The sequence below is a fragment of the Desulfoluna sp. HI9BLuna genome (assembly GCF_056829775.1).
In genome coordinates, this window is the sequence record NZ_CP186555.1 from 2,427,611 (window position 1) to 2,447,907 (window position 20,297).

28 protein-coding genes are annotated in these 20,297 nt (G+C 56.4%); 7 read left to right on the forward strand and 21 right to left on the reverse strand.

Annotated elements, in window-relative coordinates; all coding sequences use genetic code 11:
* The 5 genes from ACOYW0_RS09760 (at position 1) to ACOYW0_RS09780 (ending at position 5,626) form a co-directional block, all read left to right on the forward strand.
* On the forward strand, positions 1-1,491 hold the full coding sequence (locus ACOYW0_RS09760) for a proton-conducting transporter transmembrane domain-containing protein (protein WP_482418301.1): 1,491 nt from the start codon (positions 1-3) through the stop codon (positions 1,489-1,491).
* Positions 1,492-1,493: 2 nt separating this feature from the next.
* The gene (locus tag ACOYW0_RS09765; RefSeq protein WP_482418302.1) at positions 1,494-2,981 is read left to right on the forward strand and encodes a monovalent cation/H+ antiporter subunit D family protein; all 1,488 of its coding nucleotides are present in this window, start codon (positions 1,494-1,496) and stop codon (positions 2,979-2,981) included.
* A gap of 16 nt (positions 2,982-2,997) precedes the next feature.
* Complete coding sequence (locus tag ACOYW0_RS09770; RefSeq protein ID WP_180137640.1) at positions 2,998-3,228, forward strand: hypothetical protein; 231 nt, start codon at positions 2,998-3,000, stop codon at positions 3,226-3,228.
* Between the two features lie 31 nt (positions 3,229-3,259).
* Positions 3,260-5,047 carry a Na(+)/H(+) antiporter subunit D gene (locus ACOYW0_RS09775; RefSeq protein ID WP_482418303.1) on the forward strand — a complete coding sequence of 596 codons (1,788 nt, stop codon included), beginning with the start codon at positions 3,260-3,262 and terminating at the stop codon, positions 5,045-5,047.
* A gap of 96 nt (positions 5,048-5,143) precedes the next feature.
* Positions 5,144-5,626 (forward strand): Crp/Fnr family transcriptional regulator, encoded by a 483-nt coding sequence (locus ACOYW0_RS09780; RefSeq protein ID WP_482418304.1) that lies wholly within the window; start codon positions 5,144-5,146, stop codon positions 5,624-5,626.
* 368 nt (positions 5,627-5,994) lie between these two features.
* Here ACOYW0_RS09780 and ACOYW0_RS09785 read toward each other — a convergent pair whose 3' ends face one another.
* Positions 5,995-6,858 carry a hypothetical protein gene (locus ACOYW0_RS09785; RefSeq protein ID WP_482418305.1) on the reverse strand — a complete coding sequence of 288 codons (864 nt, stop codon included), beginning with the start codon at positions 6,856-6,858 and terminating at the stop codon, positions 5,995-5,997.
* On the opposite strand from ACOYW0_RS09785, the gene ACOYW0_RS09790 reads away from it, so the two are divergent.
* Entirely contained in the window at positions 6,857-7,144 is a 288-nt protein-coding gene (locus tag ACOYW0_RS09790) for a hypothetical protein (protein WP_482418306.1), read from the forward strand. The genes ACOYW0_RS09785 and ACOYW0_RS09790 overlap by 2 nt on opposite strands.
* Positions 7,145-7,158: 14 nt before the next feature.
* Here the strand turns inward: ACOYW0_RS09790 and ACOYW0_RS09795 are convergent, their stop codons facing one another.
* Both ACOYW0_RS09795 and ACOYW0_RS09800 read right to left on the reverse strand, forming a co-directional pair.
* A complete protein-coding gene (locus ACOYW0_RS09795) occupies positions 7,159-8,865 on the reverse strand; it encodes an FAD-dependent oxidoreductase (protein WP_482418307.1) in 1,707 nt (568 codons plus the stop codon).
* A 381-nt stretch (positions 8,866-9,246) separates the two neighbouring features.
* Positions 9,247-9,840 carry a hypothetical protein gene (locus ACOYW0_RS09800; RefSeq protein WP_180137645.1) on the reverse strand — a complete coding sequence of 198 codons (594 nt, stop codon included), beginning with the start codon at positions 9,838-9,840 and terminating at the stop codon, positions 9,247-9,249.
* Positions 9,841-9,971: 131 nt separating this feature from the next.
* Here ACOYW0_RS09800 and ACOYW0_RS09805 point away from each other — a divergent pair, with 131 nt between their 5' ends.
* Positions 9,972-11,012, forward strand: coding sequence for a GGDEF domain-containing protein (locus tag ACOYW0_RS09805; RefSeq protein ID WP_482418308.1), 1,041 nt, complete (start codon positions 9,972-9,974; stop codon positions 11,010-11,012).
* A 158-nt stretch (positions 11,013-11,170) separates the two neighbouring features.
* Here the strand turns inward: ACOYW0_RS09805 and rplQ are convergent, their stop codons facing one another.
* The 18 genes from rplQ to rplN form a co-directional block, all read right to left on the reverse strand.
* A complete protein-coding gene (gene rplQ, locus ACOYW0_RS09810; RefSeq protein WP_180137647.1) occupies positions 11,171-11,554 on the reverse strand; it encodes a 50S ribosomal protein L17 in 384 nt (127 codons plus the stop codon).
* 6 nt (positions 11,555-11,560) lie between these two features.
* Positions 11,561-12,580, reverse strand: a complete 1,020-nt coding sequence (locus ACOYW0_RS09815; protein WP_218950962.1) for a DNA-directed RNA polymerase subunit alpha — start codon at positions 12,578-12,580, stop codon at positions 11,561-11,563.
* Positions 12,581-12,635: 55 nt separating this feature from the next.
* Positions 12,636-13,262: a 30S ribosomal protein S4 gene (rpsD, locus tag ACOYW0_RS09820; RefSeq protein ID WP_092214354.1), complete on the reverse strand. Its 627-nt coding sequence runs from the start codon at positions 13,260-13,262 to the stop codon at positions 12,636-12,638.
* A 53-nt stretch (positions 13,263-13,315) separates the two neighbouring features.
* Positions 13,316-13,705 carry a 30S ribosomal protein S11 gene (gene rpsK, locus ACOYW0_RS09825; RefSeq protein ID WP_092214356.1) on the reverse strand — a complete coding sequence of 130 codons (390 nt, stop codon included), beginning with the start codon at positions 13,703-13,705 and terminating at the stop codon, positions 13,316-13,318.
* Between the two features lie 48 nt (positions 13,706-13,753).
* Positions 13,754-14,122, reverse strand: coding sequence for a 30S ribosomal protein S13 (gene rpsM, locus ACOYW0_RS09830; protein WP_180137648.1), 369 nt, complete (start codon positions 14,120-14,122; stop codon positions 13,754-13,756).
* 13 nt (positions 14,123-14,135) lie between these two features.
* Positions 14,136-14,249 carry a 50S ribosomal protein L36 gene (gene rpmJ / locus ACOYW0_RS09835; RefSeq protein ID WP_092214360.1) on the reverse strand — a complete coding sequence of 38 codons (114 nt, stop codon included), beginning with the start codon at positions 14,247-14,249 and terminating at the stop codon, positions 14,136-14,138.
* A 46-nt stretch (positions 14,250-14,295) separates the two neighbouring features.
* Positions 14,296-14,514 (reverse strand): translation initiation factor IF-1, encoded by a 219-nt coding sequence (infA, locus tag ACOYW0_RS09840; RefSeq protein ID WP_092214362.1) that lies wholly within the window; start codon positions 14,512-14,514, stop codon positions 14,296-14,298.
* 293 nt (positions 14,515-14,807) lie between these two features.
* Complete coding sequence (gene secY, locus ACOYW0_RS09845) at positions 14,808-16,106, reverse strand: preprotein translocase subunit SecY (protein ID WP_482418309.1); 1,299 nt, start codon at positions 16,104-16,106, stop codon at positions 14,808-14,810.
* A gap of 6 nt (positions 16,107-16,112) precedes the next feature.
* Positions 16,113-16,550, reverse strand: a complete 438-nt coding sequence (gene rplO / locus ACOYW0_RS09850; RefSeq protein ID WP_482418310.1) for a 50S ribosomal protein L15 — start codon at positions 16,548-16,550, stop codon at positions 16,113-16,115.
* Positions 16,540-16,734, reverse strand: a complete 195-nt coding sequence (rpmD, locus tag ACOYW0_RS09855) for a 50S ribosomal protein L30 (protein ID WP_180137651.1) — start codon at positions 16,732-16,734, stop codon at positions 16,540-16,542. Before rpmD ends, rplO begins: the two co-directional genes overlap by 11 nt.
* Before the next feature lie 16 nt (positions 16,735-16,750).
* Complete coding sequence (rpsE, locus tag ACOYW0_RS09860) at positions 16,751-17,245, reverse strand: 30S ribosomal protein S5 (protein WP_180137652.1); 495 nt, start codon at positions 17,243-17,245, stop codon at positions 16,751-16,753.
* Positions 17,246-17,263: 18 nt separating this feature from the next.
* A complete protein-coding gene (gene rplR / locus ACOYW0_RS09865; protein WP_180137653.1) occupies positions 17,264-17,629 on the reverse strand; it encodes a 50S ribosomal protein L18 in 366 nt (121 codons plus the stop codon).
* A 93-nt stretch (positions 17,630-17,722) separates the two neighbouring features.
* Positions 17,723-18,256, reverse strand: coding sequence for a 50S ribosomal protein L6 (rplF, locus tag ACOYW0_RS09870; protein ID WP_180137654.1), 534 nt, complete (start codon positions 18,254-18,256; stop codon positions 17,723-17,725).
* A gap of 15 nt (positions 18,257-18,271) precedes the next feature.
* Entirely contained in the window at positions 18,272-18,670 is a 399-nt protein-coding gene (rpsH, locus tag ACOYW0_RS09875) for a 30S ribosomal protein S8 (RefSeq protein ID WP_482418311.1), read from the reverse strand.
* A 65-nt stretch (positions 18,671-18,735) separates the two neighbouring features.
* Positions 18,736-18,906: a type Z 30S ribosomal protein S14 gene (locus tag ACOYW0_RS09880; protein ID WP_281374462.1), complete on the reverse strand. Its 171-nt coding sequence runs from the start codon at positions 18,904-18,906 to the stop codon at positions 18,736-18,738.
* 92 nt (positions 18,907-18,998) lie between these two features.
* Positions 18,999-19,538: a 50S ribosomal protein L5 gene (rplE, locus tag ACOYW0_RS09885; RefSeq protein ID WP_180137657.1), complete on the reverse strand. Its 540-nt coding sequence runs from the start codon at positions 19,536-19,538 to the stop codon at positions 18,999-19,001.
* 20 nt (positions 19,539-19,558) lie between these two features.
* On the reverse strand, positions 19,559-19,888 hold the full coding sequence (rplX, locus tag ACOYW0_RS09890; RefSeq protein WP_482418312.1) for a 50S ribosomal protein L24: 330 nt from the start codon (positions 19,886-19,888) through the stop codon (positions 19,559-19,561).
* 39 nt (positions 19,889-19,927) lie between these two features.
* On the reverse strand, positions 19,928-20,296 hold the full coding sequence (gene rplN, locus ACOYW0_RS09895; RefSeq protein WP_180137659.1) for a 50S ribosomal protein L14: 369 nt from the start codon (positions 20,294-20,296) through the stop codon (positions 19,928-19,930).
* Between the last annotated feature and the right edge of the window lies 1 nt (position 20,297).

Sequence of the window (20,297 nt, forward strand, 5' to 3'; positions counted from 1 at the left end):
ATGACACAGCATTTTCCGGCACTCCTGATTATCATACCGCTGCTGTCGGCGCTCATCGTCTCCGCCATGGGGTGGATCGACCGGCGCTGGTGCTTTCCCCTGGCCGTGGCCTCTCTGGCCGGGGCCCTGGCGGTTTCCGTCGGCCTCTGCGCCCAGGTCATGGCAGCAGGCCCCATTGTTTACAAAATGGCGGGATGGCGCCCTCCCATCGGCATCGTCTACGTCATTGACTACCTTAACGCACCGGTCCTTGTGGTGATCCTGTCCGTGGCCCTCTTGAACCTCATCAGCGCCAAGACCTGGATCGAGAAGGACTTTTCCGACAAGCTCAGCGCCTACCTGGCCCTGTACCTTCTCTTTCTGGCCGGCATGGTGGGCATCGTGGCCACAGGCGACGCCTTCAACCTCTACGTTCTCCTGGAGATCGGCTCCCTCACCGGCTACGCCCTCATCGGCCTGGGCAAGGAGCGGGCCCCGCTGTCCAGCCTCAACTATCTCTTCATGGGCACCATCGGCGCCTCCTTTTACCTTCTGGGCATCGGCTACATCTACATCGCCACCGGCACCCTGAACATGGCTGATATCGCCCGCCTGATGCCCACCCTTACAGGCTCGGGGACCCTTTTCCTGGCCCTGATCATCTGCATGGCCGGGCTCTTTGTGAAGATGGCTCTCTTCCCCTTGCACGGCTGGCTGCCCAACGCATACAGCAACGCGCCCTCGGCCTCGGCCGGGCTCATCGCCCCGCTGACCACCAAGGTGATGATCTACGCCATGGTAAGGGTGGGGCTCACGGTCTTTACCCCGGAGTTCACCTTCTCCCGGGCCCTGCTCTCCGAGGCCATCGTCTGGCTGGCGGTGGCGGCCATCGTCACCGGGTCCCTTCTGGCCCTGATGCAGCGGCGGCTCTCCCGGATGCTCACCTACATCATCGTGGCCGAGGTGGGCTACATGGTGGGGGGCTTCTGGCTGGGCAACAAGGCTGGCGTCACCGGCGCCACCCTTCATATCATCAACGACGCCGCCATGACCCTGACCCTCTTCATGGCCGTGAGCGCCATCGTCTGGAAGCTGGGGAGCGACCGCTTCGAAGACCTCCAGGGGCTCTTCGGCAAGATGCCCTTTACCATGACAGGCTTTGTCCTGGCGGCCCTGGCCGTCATCGGCATTCCGCCCACCTGCGGGTTCTTCAGCAAGTGGTACCTCATCACCGGCGGCATCAACGCCGGGCAGTGGGGCTTTGTGGGCGCCCTTCTCTTCAGCAGCCTGGTCAACGCGGTGCTCTTCTTCCGCATCTTTGAGATCGCCTTTTTCGAGCCCTTTGCAGAGGGCCACGGCCACCACGACCACGGCCCCGCCCTGAGCGAGGCCCCGGTCACCATGGTGGTGCCCCTGATCCTTGCGGCCCTTTCACTCATCGCTTTAGGTCTCTATACCGGCGACATTGTCACGAAACTCATTCAGCTGGCCATACCGGCAGGGATTGCATAGATATGGAACTGCTTTACTCAGTCAAACCCCTTGCTGCGATTCTCGTCTCCTTTTTCGTGGTGCCCATCATCTTCTCCGCACGGTCCGAGAACGTGCGTGAGGCATGGACCTTTGTCGCAGCCATCTTAAAATTTGCCATTGTCCTGTCCATGCTTCCCTTTGTCTTAAAGGGAGGGCAGATCGCCTGCACCCTGGCCGAGGTGCTCCCCGGGCTGGCCATTGAGTTCAGGGTGGATGCCTTCGGCATGCTCTTTGCCCTGGTCTCCTCCAGCCTGTGGATCGTCACCTCCATGTACTCCATCGGGTACATGAGGACCTTAAAAGAGCACGGGCAGACCCGCTACTACGCCTGCTTTGCCCTCTCCCTGTCCGCCACCCTGGGCGTCGCCTTTGCAGGGAACCTTCTGACCCTCTACCTCTTCTACGAGATGCTCTCCTTTGCCACCTACCCCCTGGTGACCCACCACCAGGACCGGGAGGCCAGGAGCTCGGGCAGAAAGTACATCACCTATATCCTGGGGGCCTCCATCGGCCTGGTGCTGCCGGCCATGCTGATCATCTACAGCCAGACCGGCACCTTTGAGTTCGCCCCCCAGGGCTTTATGAACGGCCACTTCTCCCAGGGCGCCATGGCCGTGCTGCTGCTTATGTTTGTCTTCGGCTTTGCCAAGGCAGGGGTCATGCCCTTTCACTCCTGGCTGCCCGCCGCCATGGTGGCGCCCACGCCGGTCTCGGCCCTGCTCCACGCCGTGGCCGTGGTAAAAGTCGGGGTCTTCTGCGTGGCCCGTGTCATCACCGGGGTCTTCGGCACCAAGATGCTGGCGGAGATGGGCCTGGGCACCCTGGTCTGCTACGTGGCCTCCTTTACCATCATTGTCTCGTCCCTCATCGCCCTGTCACAGGACGGGCTGAAACGGCGGCTGGCCTTCTCCACCATCGGTCAGCTCTCCTACATCATTTTAGGGGTGGCCCTGCTCTCGCCGTCCGGCATGACCGGCGGCATGCTGCACATCGCCATGCACGCCTTCGGCAAGATCACCCTCTTCTTCTGCGCCGGGGCCATCTTTGCCGCCTCGGGCATCAAGAACATCAGCGAGATGGTGGGCATCGGGCGGCGCATGCCCATCACCATGTCCGCCTTCCTGCTGGGGTCCCTGTCCGTCATCGGGCTGCCCCCTCTGGGAGGCTTTATCAGCAAGTGGAACCTTGTCATCGGCACCCTGGAGTCCGGCCAGATCTTTTTCCTCTTTGTGCTTTTGGCCAGCTCCCTTTTAAACGCCGCCTACTTTCTGCCCATCTCCTACAAGGCCTTCTTCTGCACCGACGAAGAGGCCATGTTTGAAAAGAAGGTGGACGAGGTGCCCACCTGGTGCCTGGTGCCCCTGTGCATCACGGCCACCTGTTCGGTGATCTTCTTCTTCTACCCCCAGCCGTTCCTGCAGCTGGCGAAAATGACGGTGAGCACCATCATCGGCGCTCCCATGCCCTAAGGTTCAGAGGTACGATATGACGTCAGACAACACACTTTTCAGCAGCCCAAAAACCTTAAAGACCGTGATGGTCATTTTCGCGATCTTTCTGGGATGCCTGCTGGGGGCCGACTTTCTCATTCACCCCCACGCATCGTTTACCGTCGACGGATGGCCCGAGTTCAACCCCATCTTCGGGTTCCTCTCCGGCCTGGCCCTGCCCGTCCTCGCCCTGGGACTCTCGTTCCTGGTGAAAAACGGAAAATAACAGGTAATCCTTACAGGAGATGTTCGATCCAATGACACTTTCCATGCCTTATATAGATATCCCCCCGGCCCTGATCATGGTGGCCGGGGCCCTGGTCCTGCCCATCCTGAAAGGGCGCTTAAGGTCCGCCTGGATGACGGTCCTGCCCCTTCTGGCCCTGGTGACCCTGCTCTCGGTGCCCAACGGCACCCACTGGACAGTCCCCTTTCTGGACTACCAGCTTGTCTTCGGACGCATCGACGCCCTCTCCCGCGTCTTCGGCACCATCTTCTGCATCGCCGCCTTTGCCGGCAGCATCTACGCCATGCACGAAGACGACGCCCTGGCCCACACCTCGGCCATGATCTATGCGGGCAGTGCCGTGGGCGTGACCTTTGCCGGTGATTTTTTCTCCCTGTATGTCTTCTGGGAGTTCATGGCCGTGGCCTCCACCTTCCTCATCCTTGCCCGGCGCACGGAAAAAGCCCAGAAGGCGGCCTTCCGCTACATCATGATCCACATCCTGGGGGGGCTCTCCCTCATGGCGGGCATCGTCCTCCAGATTCAGGAGAGCGGTACCATCGCCTTTTCGGCCATCGAGCTGGCCTCACCTGCCTCCTGGTTCATCTTCGTGGGCGTGGCGGTGAACGCAGCGGTCTACCCCATGCACGCCTGGCTCAAAGACGCCTACCCGGAAGCCACGGTGACCGGCGCGGTGTTCTTAAGCTCCTTTACCACCAAGAGCGCCGTCTACACCATGGCCCGCATCTTTGCCGGGACCGAGATCCTTATCCCCTTGGGCCTTGCCATGGCGCTCATTCCCTTGTGCTATGCGGTCATTGAAAACAACATGCGACGGGTCCTGGCCTACAGCCTCATCAACCAAGTGGGCTTCATGATCGTGGGCATCGGCATCGGCACCGACCTGGCCATCAACGGGGTGGCGGCACACGCCGTCTGCCACATCCTCTACAAGTCCCTGCTCTTTATGAGCGCAGGGGCCGTGATTCACCAGACCGGCAAACAGAACCTGAGCGACTTAGGGGGCCTCTTCCGCTTCATGCCCTGGACCGCCACCTTCTGCATCGTGGGCGGCCTGGCCATGTCCACCCCCTACTTCTGCGCCTTTGTGAGCAAGTCCATGATCATCTCGGCGGCAGCCCACGAACACCTCACCCTGGCCTGGTTTATCCTCCAGTTCACCGCCGTGGGTGTCTTTGCCTATGTGGGCATCCGGGTGCCCTTCCTCACCTTCTTCCACAGGGATTCCGGCTTAAAGCCCGCCGAAGCCCCCTGGAACATGCGCATCGCCATGGGCTTTACCGCCCTGGGCTGCGTCTACGTGGGCATCCACCACGAGGTGCTCTACAACATGCTCCCCTTTGCCGCGGATTACGAGCCCTACACCGCGGCCCACGTCATCGGCCAGCTCCAGCTCCAGTTCTTCGGCACCCTGGCTTTTTTCCTTTTGCTGGCCAAGGGGCTCCTGCCAAAACTCTCCAAGGCCACCTTCCTGGACACGGACTGGTTTTATGCAGGCGCCGGGCGCGTCCTCTACGTGATTTTCGACAAAGTGCTCAACAGCATCAACGCCGCCTGCGACGCCCTGTTTGTCAAAGGGCTCACCGGACGTGTCAATCGATTCGCCCAGGGAGCGCCCGAGTCCATTGCCGTGGCCCTCATGGCCCCCTTTACCCACCTCTTCGGCAAGGGGAACCCCAGCCAGGCGGACGTCTCCGACCGGGTGAGGCTGGCCTTCAGGACAGGCACCGTCCCCTCCGGGGTCGGCGCCTTCATCGCCGTACTTTTCATCTTCCTGCTCTACGCCGTCAGAGGATAGCCCACGCGGGGTGAGGGGACCTTGCCGGTCCCCTCGAAAACGGACACCACAACCCGGCTCTTTGAAGCTGCAAGCCCAACACAAGGACAACAGACCATGATCTCACGAGACGATATAAAAAACGCCTTTCTCTTCTCCACCCTTCCCGATGAGCTGGTGGACCGCATCATCGCCATCTCCAAACCCCGTTCCTTTGAGGAAGGAGAGGTGATCTTCGGCGAAGGGGGCCAGTCCGGCACCTTCTACCTGGTGCGCTCCGGCACCATCCTCATCGAACAGGAGATGACCCGCCACATGACCGTCACCGTGGCCACCCTCAACGCAGGTGAATGCTTCGGCTACTCCTCCCTCATGGAAGAGATGTCCTTCAGCACCACGGCGATCAGCTCCGAAGCCTCCGAGGTGATCCTCATCGACGGCAAGGCCCTGGTGGAAATCATGGAAAAGGACCACAGCCTGGGCTACCTCATCCACCGACAGATGGTCCAGATGATGGCAGGACGCCTCCAGCGGCGCACCGAACAGTTCCTCCGCGCCCTCTCCACCCATCCGGAGATCCACGAACTCGAAAAATCGTAAAACCCATACGGCCGCAGTGCTTTACCCCTCGTTCCTCGGGGTAAAGCACTGCGGCATTCATGGTCGATTTGTATTTTTTCCCCCTGATGCCTAAATCCAATTCGAATCGAATAACAAAACCGAATACCCGCCACACAGACACGACGACAATCCCCATCTATTCTCCGGCATTGATGACGAGCCACCCGGCAATGGCAATCCGCTTTTTCTGATACCCTTTATTGCTCATAGCCTTCACATTTTTCACGGGCGCAGCCCGTCAGCATATGTGATGGCCCTGAGGAACGAAGGGACAGAGCATGTGCGAACCGATTTATCCCCTGCCCGCCGGAGGCTTTTTTGGTTTTTTACCTGAGGGATGCGTAACGTTAGCTCTTTAAGAAAAACAGGATTGCGGAGACCAGGGGCGGAAAGAGGGAAAGGGCCACTTCGCGGCGTTTCGGGGTAAAGGCTTGGGTGTGGCGCACGGCCATGACGGCCAGGTAGAAGAGGGCCAGCACAGGCAGGGCCGGGACAAAGGCGCCCAGGGCCCAGGCGGTAGCAACAGCCAAAAAGAGGCCGAGAACGGCTGCGGGGATTCCTGCAAGGCGATCCGGCATGGAGAAAAATTGGGAGGCGCTGCCCAGAAATACCACCATGAACCAGTCGGCCACGCCGAAAAAGGGGTGGAGGGCATCGGTGCCGGGGCTGGGAAACTTCATGAGGAGTACTTCGGAGAGGGGGTAAAGGCCCTGTCGCCCCCCGGTGTAGTAAGCAGCCACGTCCTGGGCGATATGGTGGGTGGGACCCACAAGAAAACTCACGGCATCGGCACACACCATCACACTCACCAGGGGCAGCAGCTCGGCAGGGGATTTTAAAAAACGTGGCAGGTAGCCCGCCGCCACAACAACAACCAGAAGCTGACCGCAGGTGCTCAATGCCTCCCAGCTAAGCCGAAAAGGCAGGCCAAACCGAAGGGCGGCCCAGCTGCCCGCCGTGATCATAAACCCCACCGCCAGGATCCCCCAGCGATGCAGCGCCGGAACTTCTGGAACGGCCACACGGCGCATACACCACAGGGAAACCGCCCACAAGGCCCCGAGGATCAACGCAAGAACCGCCAGCCCCCCCACAAACCCCGAGACCACGCCCACACGCCCCATAAGGGCAGCCCCCGCCATGGAGACGCCCCACCATCCGGCCACCAGCACCAAAGCAGCCCCAAGTCCGCTGTATAAAGAAGATTTCATGGCGGTCATTACACCACAAAGCCCTCGGACAGGCACAGAAAAAAATAAAAAGCATGCCGCCGGCGGCCAGGGGATAAACCGGTTCGCACATGCTCTGCCCCTTCGTTCCTCAGGGACATCACATGTGCTGACGGGCTTCGCCCGTGCTAAATACGAGGGCAACATTTTCTCATTAGGAACGTTTTTTGCGGAGCTTTTTTTCAAAAAAGCGACCCGCCGGAGGGAAAAAAAAACACCCACGTTCTGCCCGCAGGATGCGGGCAAAGCGTGGGTGTCGATAACTTGATCAAGGGCCAGGCGTTACTCGGCGACCTTGGAACCCCAGGTCTTGAGGGTGGCCATGCCGCCCTGGACGCTCACGGTGTTGGTGATGCCCATTTCACGCAGGTTGATCTGGGCCTCAAAGGAGCGCACGCCGGTGTTGCAGACCAGGACCACCAACTTGTCTTTGGGGACCTCTGCAATGCGGTTTTTGATCTCTCCCTGGGGAATGGTATTCCACTTACCGGGGAATTTCTCCTTGAAGGGGGTGGAGTCGGGCAGCTCGCGGCAGTCGATGAAGACGCAGTCGCCCTCTTCCCAGAGCCCTTCGAAGGTGGCCAGGGGGATGGACTGAAGCAGGCCGTCCACAGCGTTGTCCGCCACGTTGGCCAGGGAGTTGACGATGTCCATGGCAGAGCTGAAGGGCGGGGAGTAGGCAAACTCCAGGTTGCTGATGTCTAAAATGGTGGGCTTGTACTTCAAGGTGGCTGCCACCGCGTTGATGCGGCCCACCATGGCATCGCCGCTGCCGGCAAAACCCTGGATGCCGAGCACCCGCTTGGTGGCCTTTTCCACCACCAGCTCCAGGAACATCAGTTCCTTTTCGGGGTAGAAGTGAGCGCGGTCCAGCTGGCACATGGAGACGCTGATGGCGTCGATGCCGGCCGCTTCCGCGGCCTTGAGGGTCAGGCCACTGCCCGCAAGGGACTTATCGAAGAGCTTGACCACAAAGCTGCCCACCGGGGCTTCGGTGGTGGCGTTGCCGCCTGCCAGGTTGGTGCCGATGACGCGGCCCTGGCGGTTGGCAAGGGAACCCAGGGGATAAACCCCGGGGGCTCCACTCACGGCGTGGTTGAGCTCGATGCAGTCGCCCCCGGCGTAGATATTGGGATCCGAGGTTTCCAGGCGCTCGTTGACAACGATTCCGCCGGTGGGGCCCACTTCCAGGCCGGCTTCCCGGGCCAGTTCGCCGTTAGGGTTGATCCCCACGGCCATGATGACCAGGTCGGCTTCCAGGGTGCGCTTGTCGGTGACCACCCGCTGGACGGCTCCCTCCTCGCCTTCAAACCCCTTGACGGTTTCTCCGAGGTAAAAGCTCACCTCGTTTTCTTCCATGGAGCGCTGGGCCATATGGGCCATCTGCTCGCTGACAAACCCCGGCATGATCTGGTTGCCGATCTCCACCACGGAGGTCTCGATGCCCCACATGTCGGCCAGGGCTTCGGCCATCTCCAGGCCGATGAACCCGGCCCCCACGATGACAGCTTTTTCCACCTGTCCGGCGGCCACGAGCTTTTTGATCTCCATGGCGTCTTCCAGGTTGCCCACGGCGTGGATGTTGGCCAGGTCCTGGCCCGGAATCTTGAGATCCCGGGTGCGGCTTCCCGCGCCGATGACCAGCTTGTCGTAGGGGTAGCTCTTCTCCACTCCGTCCTTGCCCTTGGCCCAGACCACCTTGGCTTCCCGGTCGATGCGGGTAACCAGGGTTCCGGTGACCAGGGCTTCGAAGCCTTTGATGGTCTTGAAGAACTCTTCGTTACGAACCATATGATACGCGGTGCTCTGAAGGGCCGTATGATCCGCCACATCGCCAGAGACATAGTAGGGAATACCGCAGCCTCCGTAGGAGATGTAGTCATCTTTGTCGATGAGGGTCACATGGGTCGAGGGATCGATGCGTTTCACTCGGCAGGCAGCCTTGGTCCCCAAGGCAACGCCGCCGATGACAACAACTCGTCTTGACATTTTCTTGTCTACCTTTTTGCTTGTGCTTATCGCCACTGGACCGGCGTCTCGGGACCCATTGACCCTGTCCCGGAGCGTCGCGCCCAACACGCTGAAATTGCGTCTCCCGGCCTGAAAAAGAGCCTGGTTTATGTACGAAACCAGCCACCTCTTCAGCCCGGCCACCACACGGTTGTAGTATCTTATCCTCTGAATTACAAGAAAAACAAAGGTGAGGCAAAAGCCGCGAGGTTTCACGCTCTTTTGAGGCTTTAAAGGGCCTGGTCTGAAACCCGGATAGACTTGTTTTCAAAGGGGGCTGCCAGAACGCAAAAAACCGGTCATGGGAACCCCACAACCGGTTTGACCAACGCGCAGCCCCGCATCTTGCCAAAAAGGGCCTCAGACCCTCAGGTGATGCTTCTCCCGCTTCAAAAGGTCCGAAGCATCGTTGAGGGTGGGAACGTCAAAGATGGTCAGGCCATTCTCTTCAAAAATGGCATCCACCATCTCCTTGAGTGTTTTGGGCATGCCGTCTGAGATACGAATGATGCGGGAAACGCTCATCTGGGCCAGGGTGCAGGCCACTTTGCGGATATGGAAGGCGTTTTTCTTGTCGCCGTTTTCCCTGATACGGCTGATGTCCACGATAATGTCGCACTCGCTGCGAAGGGAGTCGAGGACGGAGAGGATGTGGTTGGAGAACTGTTTGGCGCCTTTGTAATCAAACTCACCGGCCATCTTGACGTAGAGGCGGTTTTCAGCAGTGAACCCGCGGATGGCCCACATGGCAGTGCGTGTACGCCCCACCTTGCTTTCGCCCTTCTTCTCGCGCTCCAGCTCCTTGATGCGGCGCTTGGCCCAGAGGATCTCCTTTTCACGCTCGTCGACCTCTTCCAGGAGGTTGAAGATATCCTGTAAAATCTCCTCCTCGCCCAATCCGTCCAGGTGGTTCGTCCTGTATTTTTCAGCAATACTGGAAAGTCGACTCTCCATATCGGCCATGCCTGTCTAACCCCGCTTTAAGGCGTTCATATCTATTCTCTTGACTTTATTATCGGATTTACACTATTTTTTTTTAGCTTCTTTTGGCTTTTTTTTAACAATCCTTCGATAAAATCAGGCATATGCTGACATTCCAAGAGCTTCTATACCTTGTCAAAGACAACGAAATAAAATCTCGTAAATTCAATCAGGTTGAAACCAAAATCCTCACAATTTTGAATTTCAAGGACCTGTTTGAAACCCTCCTTTCCGAAATATCCAAGCAGTTTAACATCCCGTATGTTTGGATTACCCTGGTCAAGGGGAGCGATACGTCCCGGCTCCTCCTCAAGGCCTTCGGCTCATCGGAACTCCTGCCCGAACGGGTCAACCTGGCGACACGCTCCCAGTTCCAGGGACTTTTGGGGACCGGTACCACCCCCACCCTCGTCAATCAGGATATCCACGAGTACCGGGCCCTGATCCCCCCCACCAGCAACTGGCTGATCCGCTCCATGTCCATGTCGCCCATCACCCTGGACGGTGAGGTGATCGGCTGCCTCAATCAGGCGGACGTCTCGTCAGACCGATTCTCTCCGGACAAGGACCCGGTCCTCCTCGCCCAGCTGGCCTTAAAATTTTCCCTGTGCCTCTCCAATGTAACGGCCCATGAAAAACTGCGCCTGCTGGCCTTTAACGACCCCTTGACAGAACTGCTGAACCGACGGGCCATGGAACATGCCCTGGAGCAGGAGTTCCGCCGGGCCATCCGCTACAACCGGGAACTCTCCGTGGCCTTTCTCGACCTCGACAAGTTCAAGGCCGTAAACGACCGCTACGGCCATGACGCAGGGGACAAGGTCCTCATGGACGTGGCCAGAGCCCTGTCCCGATACACCCGGGAGAGCGACATCCTCTGCCGGTTTGCCGGAGACGAGTTCGTGCTGGTCCTGCCCGAAACCACCCTGGAGAAGGCCCAGGCCATGATGACCCGCATCCAGAATGAGATGGCGGCCATGCCCATCCCCATCAACGGCCACACCCTGCACCAGCACGTCAGCTTCGGTATCGCCTCCCTGCGCGTGGAAAACACCGCCACCTACCCCGCCCTTCTCAAGCGAGCGGACAAGGCCCTGTACCGAAACAAGACCCGCCTCAAGCCGGTGTGTGAGGTCACCCCCTAAACCGGAAGAACAGATCACCAAACAAAAAAAGCCCGCGGCATGAAATGCCGTGGGCTTTTATGTGCAACAGGTCACAGCCACCTCCTGAGCTAACGCTCCTTGGCTGTTACTAACTGTTCATGCAGAGGGACCGGAAAGGGCGGATGCCCTTTACGGATTTACGCGTCGGTTGCTGCGCTTTCGACCTTGGGAGCGGTGAACTCCACAATAGCCATGGACGCTGCGTCACCGGCACGGAAACCGATTTTGGTCACTCGAGTGTAGCCGCCGTTTTTACCGCCGAAGCGTGCGGGAGCTTCTTCGAAAAGCTTGTGCACCACTTCTTTTTCCATAATAACGGCCATTGCCTGGCGACGGGCGTGGAGGTCTCCACGCTTGGCCAGGGTAATCATTTTATCCGCCCAACGACGAAGCTCTTTGGCTTTGACGTCGGTGGTTTTGATCCTCCCGTGCTTGAACAGAGAGGTCACCATATTGCGAAACATCGCTTTGCGATGGGCAGAAGTCCTGCCCAGCTTAACGCCTGCTTTTTTATGTCTCATTTCCTCTTACTCCCCTTCAGCTCCGTCTTCCTCCTTCGGGCTGAAACCGTCAAGTTTCATACCGAGGGAAAGTCCCATCTCCGCCAAGACCTCTTTGATCTCATTCAGAGACTTCCGACCGAAGTTCTTGGTTTTGAGCATTTCGGCTTCGGTTTTCTGCACGAGCTGATAGATCTTGATGATGTCGGCATTTTTCAGGCAGTTGGCACTACGTACCGAGAGTTCAAGCTCATCCACATTTCTGTAGAGGTTTTCGTTGAAATCTCTGTCCCCACCCTCTTCACTGACGCTGTCGTGTTCAGGCTCGATATCCTCATCAAAGTTGATGAAAGGACTCATCTGCTCTTTCAGGATTTTCGCGGCGTACGCCACGGTGTCCTCAGGAAGCAGACTGCCGTCCGTCCACACCTCGAGGGTCAGCTTGTCGTAATCGGTTTTCTGCCCCACGCGGGAGTTAGAAACCGTGTAGTTGACCTTTTTGATGGGGGAAAAGACGGTGTCGATGGCTATGGTCCCGACCGGTGCGTCCTCGTCCTTGTTATCCCTGGCCAAAGCATACCCGCGACCCACTTTAACAGTGAGGATCATGTCGAGTTTGCCGCCCTCGTTCAAGGTCGCAAGATGAAGATCTGGATTGAGGATCTCCACCCGGCCATCGGGACTGATGAGGTCTCCGGCGCACACCTTGCCGGGGCCTTCGGCCTTCAGCTCCAGGGTGCGCGTCTCGGTGTCGGTCACCTTCAACTTAATCTCTTTAATGTTGAGAATCAGCTCAGAGACATCCTCAAGAACCCCGGGGATTGGAGAGAACTCATGCAGAACATCCTCGATCTTAACCGACACGACGCCGGCGCCGTAAAGGGATGAAAGGATGATCCTCCGGAGGGCGTTACCGATGGTAATGCCGTATCCCCTTTCAAGAGGTTCGCATACAAACTTACCGTAAGTTGAACTGCCGGACAGCAGCACTTTGTCCGGACTGATCATCTCACGCCAGTTCCTGTATATCATTTCGTTTGATGTCATATTGATCTCCAGAATTGTGCCAAGAACAACAGTTTACTCACGTTAAAAGGCTCCGCTACTTGGAGTAGAGCTCGACGATCAACTGTTCCTGAATCGGCAGGGTGACGTCTTCGCGTACAGGAAGATTTACAACTCTGGCTTTCATATTGTCTTTGTCCAGTTCAAGCCACTGGGGCACGCCTCGGCGAACCACGGCGTCAATGGCGTCCTGCACAAACTGAACCTTCTTGCTCTTTTCACGAATTTCGACCACATCGTCTTTGCGGACAATGTAGGAGGGGATGTCAACCTTGCGGCCGTTCACGAGGAAGTGCCCGTGGCGTACGAAGTGACGTCCCTGGGTGCGAGAGTTGACGAAACCGAGTCGGTAGACCACGTTGTCAAGTCTGCATTCGAGGGCCTGAAGCAGGTTGGTACCGGTGATCCCCTTTTTCTGGTCCGCTTTCTTGAAGATGATGCGGAACTGCTTTTCGGAGACACCGTAAATGCGTCTTACTTTCTGCTTTTCCCTGAGCTGGATGCCGTAATCGGAAAACTTGCTGCGGCGCTGACCGTGCTGGCCGGGTGCGTAGCTGCGTCGATCGAAGCTGCATTTGTCTGAGTAGCAACGATCGCCTTTAAGGAAAAGCTTCATGTTTTCACGTCTGCAAAGACGGCAGACGGAACCCCTGTATCTAGCCAAATCCTCCTCCTTTGATACTCGGAATATTTGGTATCATGTTCAAATAGTCTTTTTTAAACTCTTCTCTTCTTCGGGGGGCGACAGCCGTTGTGAGGAACAGGGGTGACGTCCCTGATCTTGGTAATCACAAAGCCTGCAGCCTGGAGAGAGCGGAGAGCCGATTCCCTGCCGGCGCCGGGTCCCTTCACTTCTACTTCCACGGTTTTCATGCCGTGTTCCTGAGCCTTTTTGGCCGCATCTTCAGCAGCCAGCTGGGCAGCAAAAGGGGTGCTCTTGCGGGACCCTTTAAAGCCGTGCATACCGGCACTGGACCAGGAAATGACGTTACCATTGGTGTCGGTAACAGATACAATGGTATTGTTGAATGTGGACTGGATATGAACCACTCCACTGGATATGTTCTTTCTGACCTTTTTCTTCTGTCGTGCGCGTGTCTTCGCCATGACGCTTAAAAGCCTCCTTTAATCGTGACCAGGTGTCCCAAGCTGCACCTACTTCTTCTTCTTAACGGCAGCTCGTCTGGGGCCTTTACGGGTACGTGCGTTGGTTTTGGTTCTCTGTCCGTTGACAGGGAGGGATTTACGATGACGAAGTCCACGGTAGCAACCAAGATCCATCAAACGCTTGATGTTCATGGACACCTCAGTGCGGAGTTCACCTTCCACACGGTAGTCTGCATCAATGGTCTTCCTGATAAGGTTGACGTCGGATTCGGTCAGATCCTGAGTCTGGGTACTCGGGTCAATATCGTGCTTAGAGAGAATCTCTTTGGAAGTGGAGAGCCCTACACCGTAGATGTAGGTGAGCGCGATATCGATTCTTTTTCTTCTGGGTATGTCTACCCCTGCAATCCTTGCCAAAATTTATCCTCCTCTATCCCTGTCTCTGCTTATGACGTTTGTTTTCGCAGATAACCCGTACAACGCCGTGACGACGAACAACCTTGCACTTAGGACATATCTTTTTTACTGAAGCTCTGACTTTCATTTGGGTTATACTCCCTCGTCTTATCCTTCAAATTTCGTAAGGATACCTACTTGGAACGGTAGGTGATTCGTCCTCTGGTCAAGTCATAAGGCGACAGTTCAACGGTCACCTTGTCCCCGGGTAGAATCTTGATAAAATGCATGCGCATTTTACCCGAGATGTGAGCCAGGATCTGATGCTTGTTTTCCAGTTCCACTTTGAACATTGCATTGGGCAAAGTCTCAAGTACAGTTCCCTGTACCTTAATGGGCTCCTCCTTTGCCATAACTCTCCTCCCACGATAATCGCATCTGTCTGGTCCAAATGGGTTAAAACGGCTCACACCGCTTTCGACCAGATTGCAGAGTTTACCTTACGAATGATATCCAAATATCGAGTATCTCACACATTGCAACTCAACCGGCAGTTCCATGGAGAGGTGGCCACGAAACAAAAAAAACCAGCATGATGTGATACTACACTCGCAAATGGATGACAACCCCTTTTTTCCGGACACCTTGAAATAGGCGCCCGGTGCAAAGGGGTGACCATCCATATACGTTCTAAACTTACCTGTCGCTATCGGCGACCTTTCATCGCTTTGCCGTCCCCGAGAAACCCGCTGTAGTTTCGCATCACAAGATGCGATTCCATCTGGGCAACGGTATCGATGGCAACACCCACCACAATGAGGAGGGCCGTGCCGCCGAAGTAGAAGGGAACATTGGCCTTGGTGATCAGCATGGTCGGCAGCACGCAGATGGCGGAGACGTAAACAGCCCCCACAACGGTGATGCGGGTAAGCACCTTGTCGATGTAATCCGCGGTGCGCTTGCCGGGCCGAATCCCGGGGATATAGCCCCCGTTCTTTTTCATGTTCTCAGCCACATCCGTCGGGTTGAACTGGATGGCGGTGTAGAAAAAGCAGAAGAACACGATGAAGGCCACAAAGATGACCGTATAAAGCACGCTGCCCGGAGCCATCAGGTCACTGATGGTTTTCATCACCGGAACGCCGGGAAAAAACGAGGCAACGGTGGTCGGGAAGACGATGATGGAGGAGGCGAAGATGGGCGGGATCACACCGGAGGTGTTGATCTTCAGGGGCAGATGCGAGCTCTGCCCCCCGTAGACCTTGCGGCCCACCACGCGTTTGGCATACTCCACGGGGATCCGGCGCTGAGCCGTCTCCATGTAGATGACAAACCCGATGACGCCAACCATCATGACAACGAGCATCAGCGCAGTAAAGGGGCTCATCTGACCAGACCCCATGAGGTTGAACACGTTGGCAACCGCAGCGGGCATACGGGCAATAATCCCTGCAAAGATGATCAGGGAGATACCGTTCCCGATGCCACGCTCGGTGATCTGCTCACCCAGCCACATGATAAACGCGGTGCCGGCCGTCAGGGTGATGACGGTCATGATGCGAAAGCCCCAACCCGGTGAGGTTGCGGCGTGCATGGCTTCCAGGCCCACACTGATGCCAAAGCCCTGGATCACGCTCAAGAGCACCGTCCCGTACCGAGTGTACTGGGTGATCTTCTTCTGACCCTGCTCCCCCTCCTTCTTGAGCTGCTCGAGGTGGGGGACCACCACGGTCATCAGCTGAAGAATAATGGAGGCGCTGATATAAGGCATGATACCCAGGGCAAACACCGAGAGTCTCTCGAGTGCCCCCCCGGAGAACATGTTGAACATGCCCACGATGCCCTCGCCGTGCGTGCGAAAGATCTCGGCCAGGGAGTCGGGGTTAATCCCGGGTGTGGGAACGTGCACACCGATGCGGTAGACGAGCAACAGCATCAGTGTGGTTACGATCCGTTTCTTCAATTCCGGCAATTTGAATAGGTTCTGGAATCCGCTGGTCGTCATATGGTCTTAGGCCTCTACTGTTCCACCTGCTGCTTCAATTTTCTCTCGGGCGCTCTTGGACACCTGGCACTCTTTGATGGTGAGCTTCATGGTGATCTCACCGTTGCCGAGGATCTTGATGCCGTCACGACGGCCTTTGACGAGGCCAGCCGCTACGAGAGCCGCTTCATCCACCACCTGGCCCTCTTCAAAGCGGGCAAGGTCCTTGACGTTCAAGATGGCGAACTCTTTTTTGAAGATGTTGGTGAAACCGCGTTTGGGAAGACGCCTGTGGATCGGCATCTGGCCGCCCTCAAAACCGGGACGGACGTTGCCGCCGGAACGGCTCTTAAATCCCTTGGTACCACGACCAGCGGTTTTGCCCCAACCGGAGCCTACACCGCGACCGATACGCTTGCGCACTTTAACCGAGCCTTCGGCCGGTGACAGTTCATTAAGCTTCATTGGCGTTCTCCTCCACTTTCACAAGATGAACGACCTTGGAGACCATGCCTCGAATGGAGGGGGTGTCTTCCAGCTCGACTGTTTTGTTCATCTTCGTCAGGCCCATGCCTCTGAGTACCTTGCGGTGCTTTTCGGGTCGGCCGATCATGCTTCTGACAAGAGTGATTTTCAGCTTCTGTGACATTTGCTAACTCCCCCGATTACAGATCTTCAGGTCTCAGACCCCTGCGTCGGGCCACTTCTTCACGGCTCTGGTTTGCTTTCAGGCCGGCGATGGTGGCTTTGACTACGTTATGGGGGTTGTTGGAACCCATGCATTTGGTCAGAATGTTTTTCACACCCACGGCTTCGAGGACGGCGCGAACAGCACCGCCGGCGATGAGGCCGGTACCTTCGGAAGCGGGCTTGAGCAGCACGCGACCGGCACCGAACTTGCCGATTACCTCAGAGGGGATGGTCCCATTCACGAGATTTACCTTCACCATGTTTTTCTTGGCGGCTTCCACGCCCTTACGGATGGCTTCGGGAACCTCACCGGCTTTGCCGAGCCCGAAGCCGACGCTGCCCTCTCCGTCACCGACGACAACAATGGCACTGAAGCTGAATCTGCGACCACCCTTGACGACCTTGGCGACGCGGTTGATATAGACAACCTTGTCAATCAATCCGTTATCTTCTGTGTCTTTCTTAAACAAAGGACGCCTCCTTCAGAATTAAAATTCCAGTCCTGCTTCACGAGCCCCTTCTGCAAGGGATTTCACACGACCATGGTAGATGTAACCGCTGCGATCGAAAACGATGCTCTTGACACCTTTTTCCATGGCCTTCTCCGCGACAAGCTTGCCGACCATCTTGGCCTTGGCAGACTTATCGGCACCCTCTTCTGCGCTGTAGCCTTTACCGACGGTGGAGGCAGATGCGAGTGTCACACCAGCCGTATCGTCGATGAGCTGCGCATAGATGTGCTTGGCGCTGCGAAACACACAGAGACGGGGACGTTCCTGAGTTCCGACAATCTTCTTACGGATCCTGATCTTTTTTTTGAGTCGCTTCTCTTTGCGAGAGTTTGTAGTACCCATATCTTTATCCTGTATATGATAAGCTGAACCTTGGCGGGACCTGAAGAGTCAGGCCCCGGCCACACCATAGCTGGCGCCACAAAGTCAGGCTTATTATTTTCCTGTCTTTCCAGCTTTCCTCTGGATGTGCTCGTCGACATATTTGATCCCCTTGCCCTTGAAGGGCTCGGGGGGACGAACGTCACGGATGTTGGCGGCAACCTGGCCCACCAACTGCTTGTCGGCACCCATGATCTTCAGGATGTTCCTGTCCACCTTGGCTTCAATGCCTTTGGGGAGATCATAGCTGACAGCGTGAGAGTATCCGACGTTCAGGATGACCGTCTGACCTTTGACTTCCACCTTGTAGCCGATACCGTTGACCTCAAGGGCCTTTTCAAATCCAGTGCTGACGCCAGTCACCATGTTGGCGGCGATGGCTCGGACCATACCATGATACGCTCCCGCATCACGAACGTTGTCGATGATTTCAACGGAAATGACGTTGTCCTCAATCTTCAGGTCCACTACAGGATGAATCTCCTGTTCCAGCTTGCCTTTGGGGCCTTCAACCACAAGTTTTCGATCCGCATAGGCCGCCTTGACGGATGCAGGCAGCACAATGGGCTTTTTTCCAATTCGAGACATAATGTCGCTCCCTTGCTACCAAATATTGCAGAGAATCTCGCCGCCGAGTTTCTGCGCTTTCGCCTGCTTGTCGGTCATCACACCCTTGGAGGTGGAGACCACGGCCACGCCGAGTCCGTTGAGGACCGGTTTCAGGTCCTTGTACTTTGCGTACACACGTCGGCTGGGCTTGCTCACTCTTGTGATTCCGAAAATGGCGTGCGTACCTTCCTGATCGTACTTAAGGTACAGCCTCAGCATGCCCTGCTTTCCGTCGTCGACAAACTTGTAGTTCTTGATGTAGCCCTGTTCCTGAAGAACCCGTGCGATCTCCACCTTGATCTTGGATCCGGGGATATCGACTTTGGGGAACTTGGCTCTGCCGGCATTGCGGATGCGTGTCAACAAATCCGCAATAGGATCACTCATCGTCATGATTTACTCCGTTGAATAGTACTGTAAAGGTTTATACCAGTATCGAGGGTAAAGGAAAAAATCCCTTACCAGCTCGACTTAGTAACACCGGGTAACTTGCCGTGCGATGCAAGGTTCCTGAAACAGATACGGCAGATACCGAACTTTCGCATGTAAGCCCTGGGCCTCCCGCACATCGGGCATCTGTTGTTCGCACGGACTTTAAACTTGGGCTTGCGTTCGGCTTTCACCATCATTGATTTCTTTGCCACAGCTTTCTCCTTGCAGACTTCCTTGCGGGGACTCGGTCTCCCTTATCGCCCCCTTCATGAAGTCAGGTCTTTTTCCTCTAATTCCGGAAAGGCATTCCAAGGAGCCTGAGAAGCTCTTTGCCTTCCGCGTCGTTCTTGGCAGTGGTCACGATCGTGATATTCAGCCCCTTGATCTGATCGATTTTATCGTAATCGATTTCAGGGAAAATAATCTGCTCACGAACGCCCAGAGAGTAGTTGCCTCGGCCGTCGAAGGCCTTGCCGGAAATACCGCGGAAGTCCCGAACGCGAGGAAGGGAGATGTTGATCAGCCTGTAGAGGAAATCCCACATCTTCTCCTTGCGCAGGGTCGCCATGCACCCAATGGGCATGCCTTCGCGCAGCTTGAAGGCTGCGATGGACTTCTTGGCTTTGGTGATCACCGGCTTCTGACCGGAAATGGTCGCCAGCTCGGCAGCTGCCGAGTCGAGGATCTTTCCGTTCTTGATGGCTTCGCCCAGGCCCATGTTCAGGACAACCTTCTCAACCTTGGGTACCTCCATGAGGTTTTTATACCCGAAGGTTTCCATAAGCTTGGGAACCACTTCTTCCTGATACTGTTTTTTAAAATCTGACATTTACATCCTCCGCCTTGGCCCTAAGCTTCGATGGTTTCATTGCATTTTCTGCAAACACGGACCTTCGAACCATCTTCCAGGACCTTCATCTTTATCCGGACGGGGTTGAGGCAGTGGTTGCACATCAGCTGAACATTGGACAGGTGAATGGGCGCCTCGGCTTCAATGATACCGCCCTGGGTGTTCTTGAAGTTAGGCTTCTGATGGCGCTTCACCTTGTTGATGTTCTCCACAACAACCCGGTTTTCCTTCCGGATGACTTTGAGGACTTTGCCGATCTTGCCCCTGTCCTTTCCGGTAAGAACCTTAACTTTATCATCTCTTCGGATATGAGATTTTTCACTGTTCATAATTTGTCTCCAAAATAGCGACCGGGGTCTTTTCCGGCATTAAAGGACTTCAGGAGCCAGTGAGATGATACGCATAAATCGCTTCGCCCTCAGCTCCCTTGCCACCGGGCCGAAAATACGCGTTCCGATGGGTTCCTGGCTCTGATTGACCAGTACCGCGGAGTTCTCGTCGAAACGGATGTAAGATCCATCGGCTCGTTTGATGGCCTTCTTCGTGCGTACAATCACGGCCTTCATCACATCGCCTTTTTTTACCTTGGCGTTGGGAATGGCCTCCTTGACAGACACGACGATGATGTCGCCGACACCTGCGTATCGCTTTTTGGAACCGCCCAATATCTTGATGCAGTACAGCTCCTTGGCACCGGAGTTGTCTGCCACGGTCAATCTAGTTTCTGTCTGAATCATC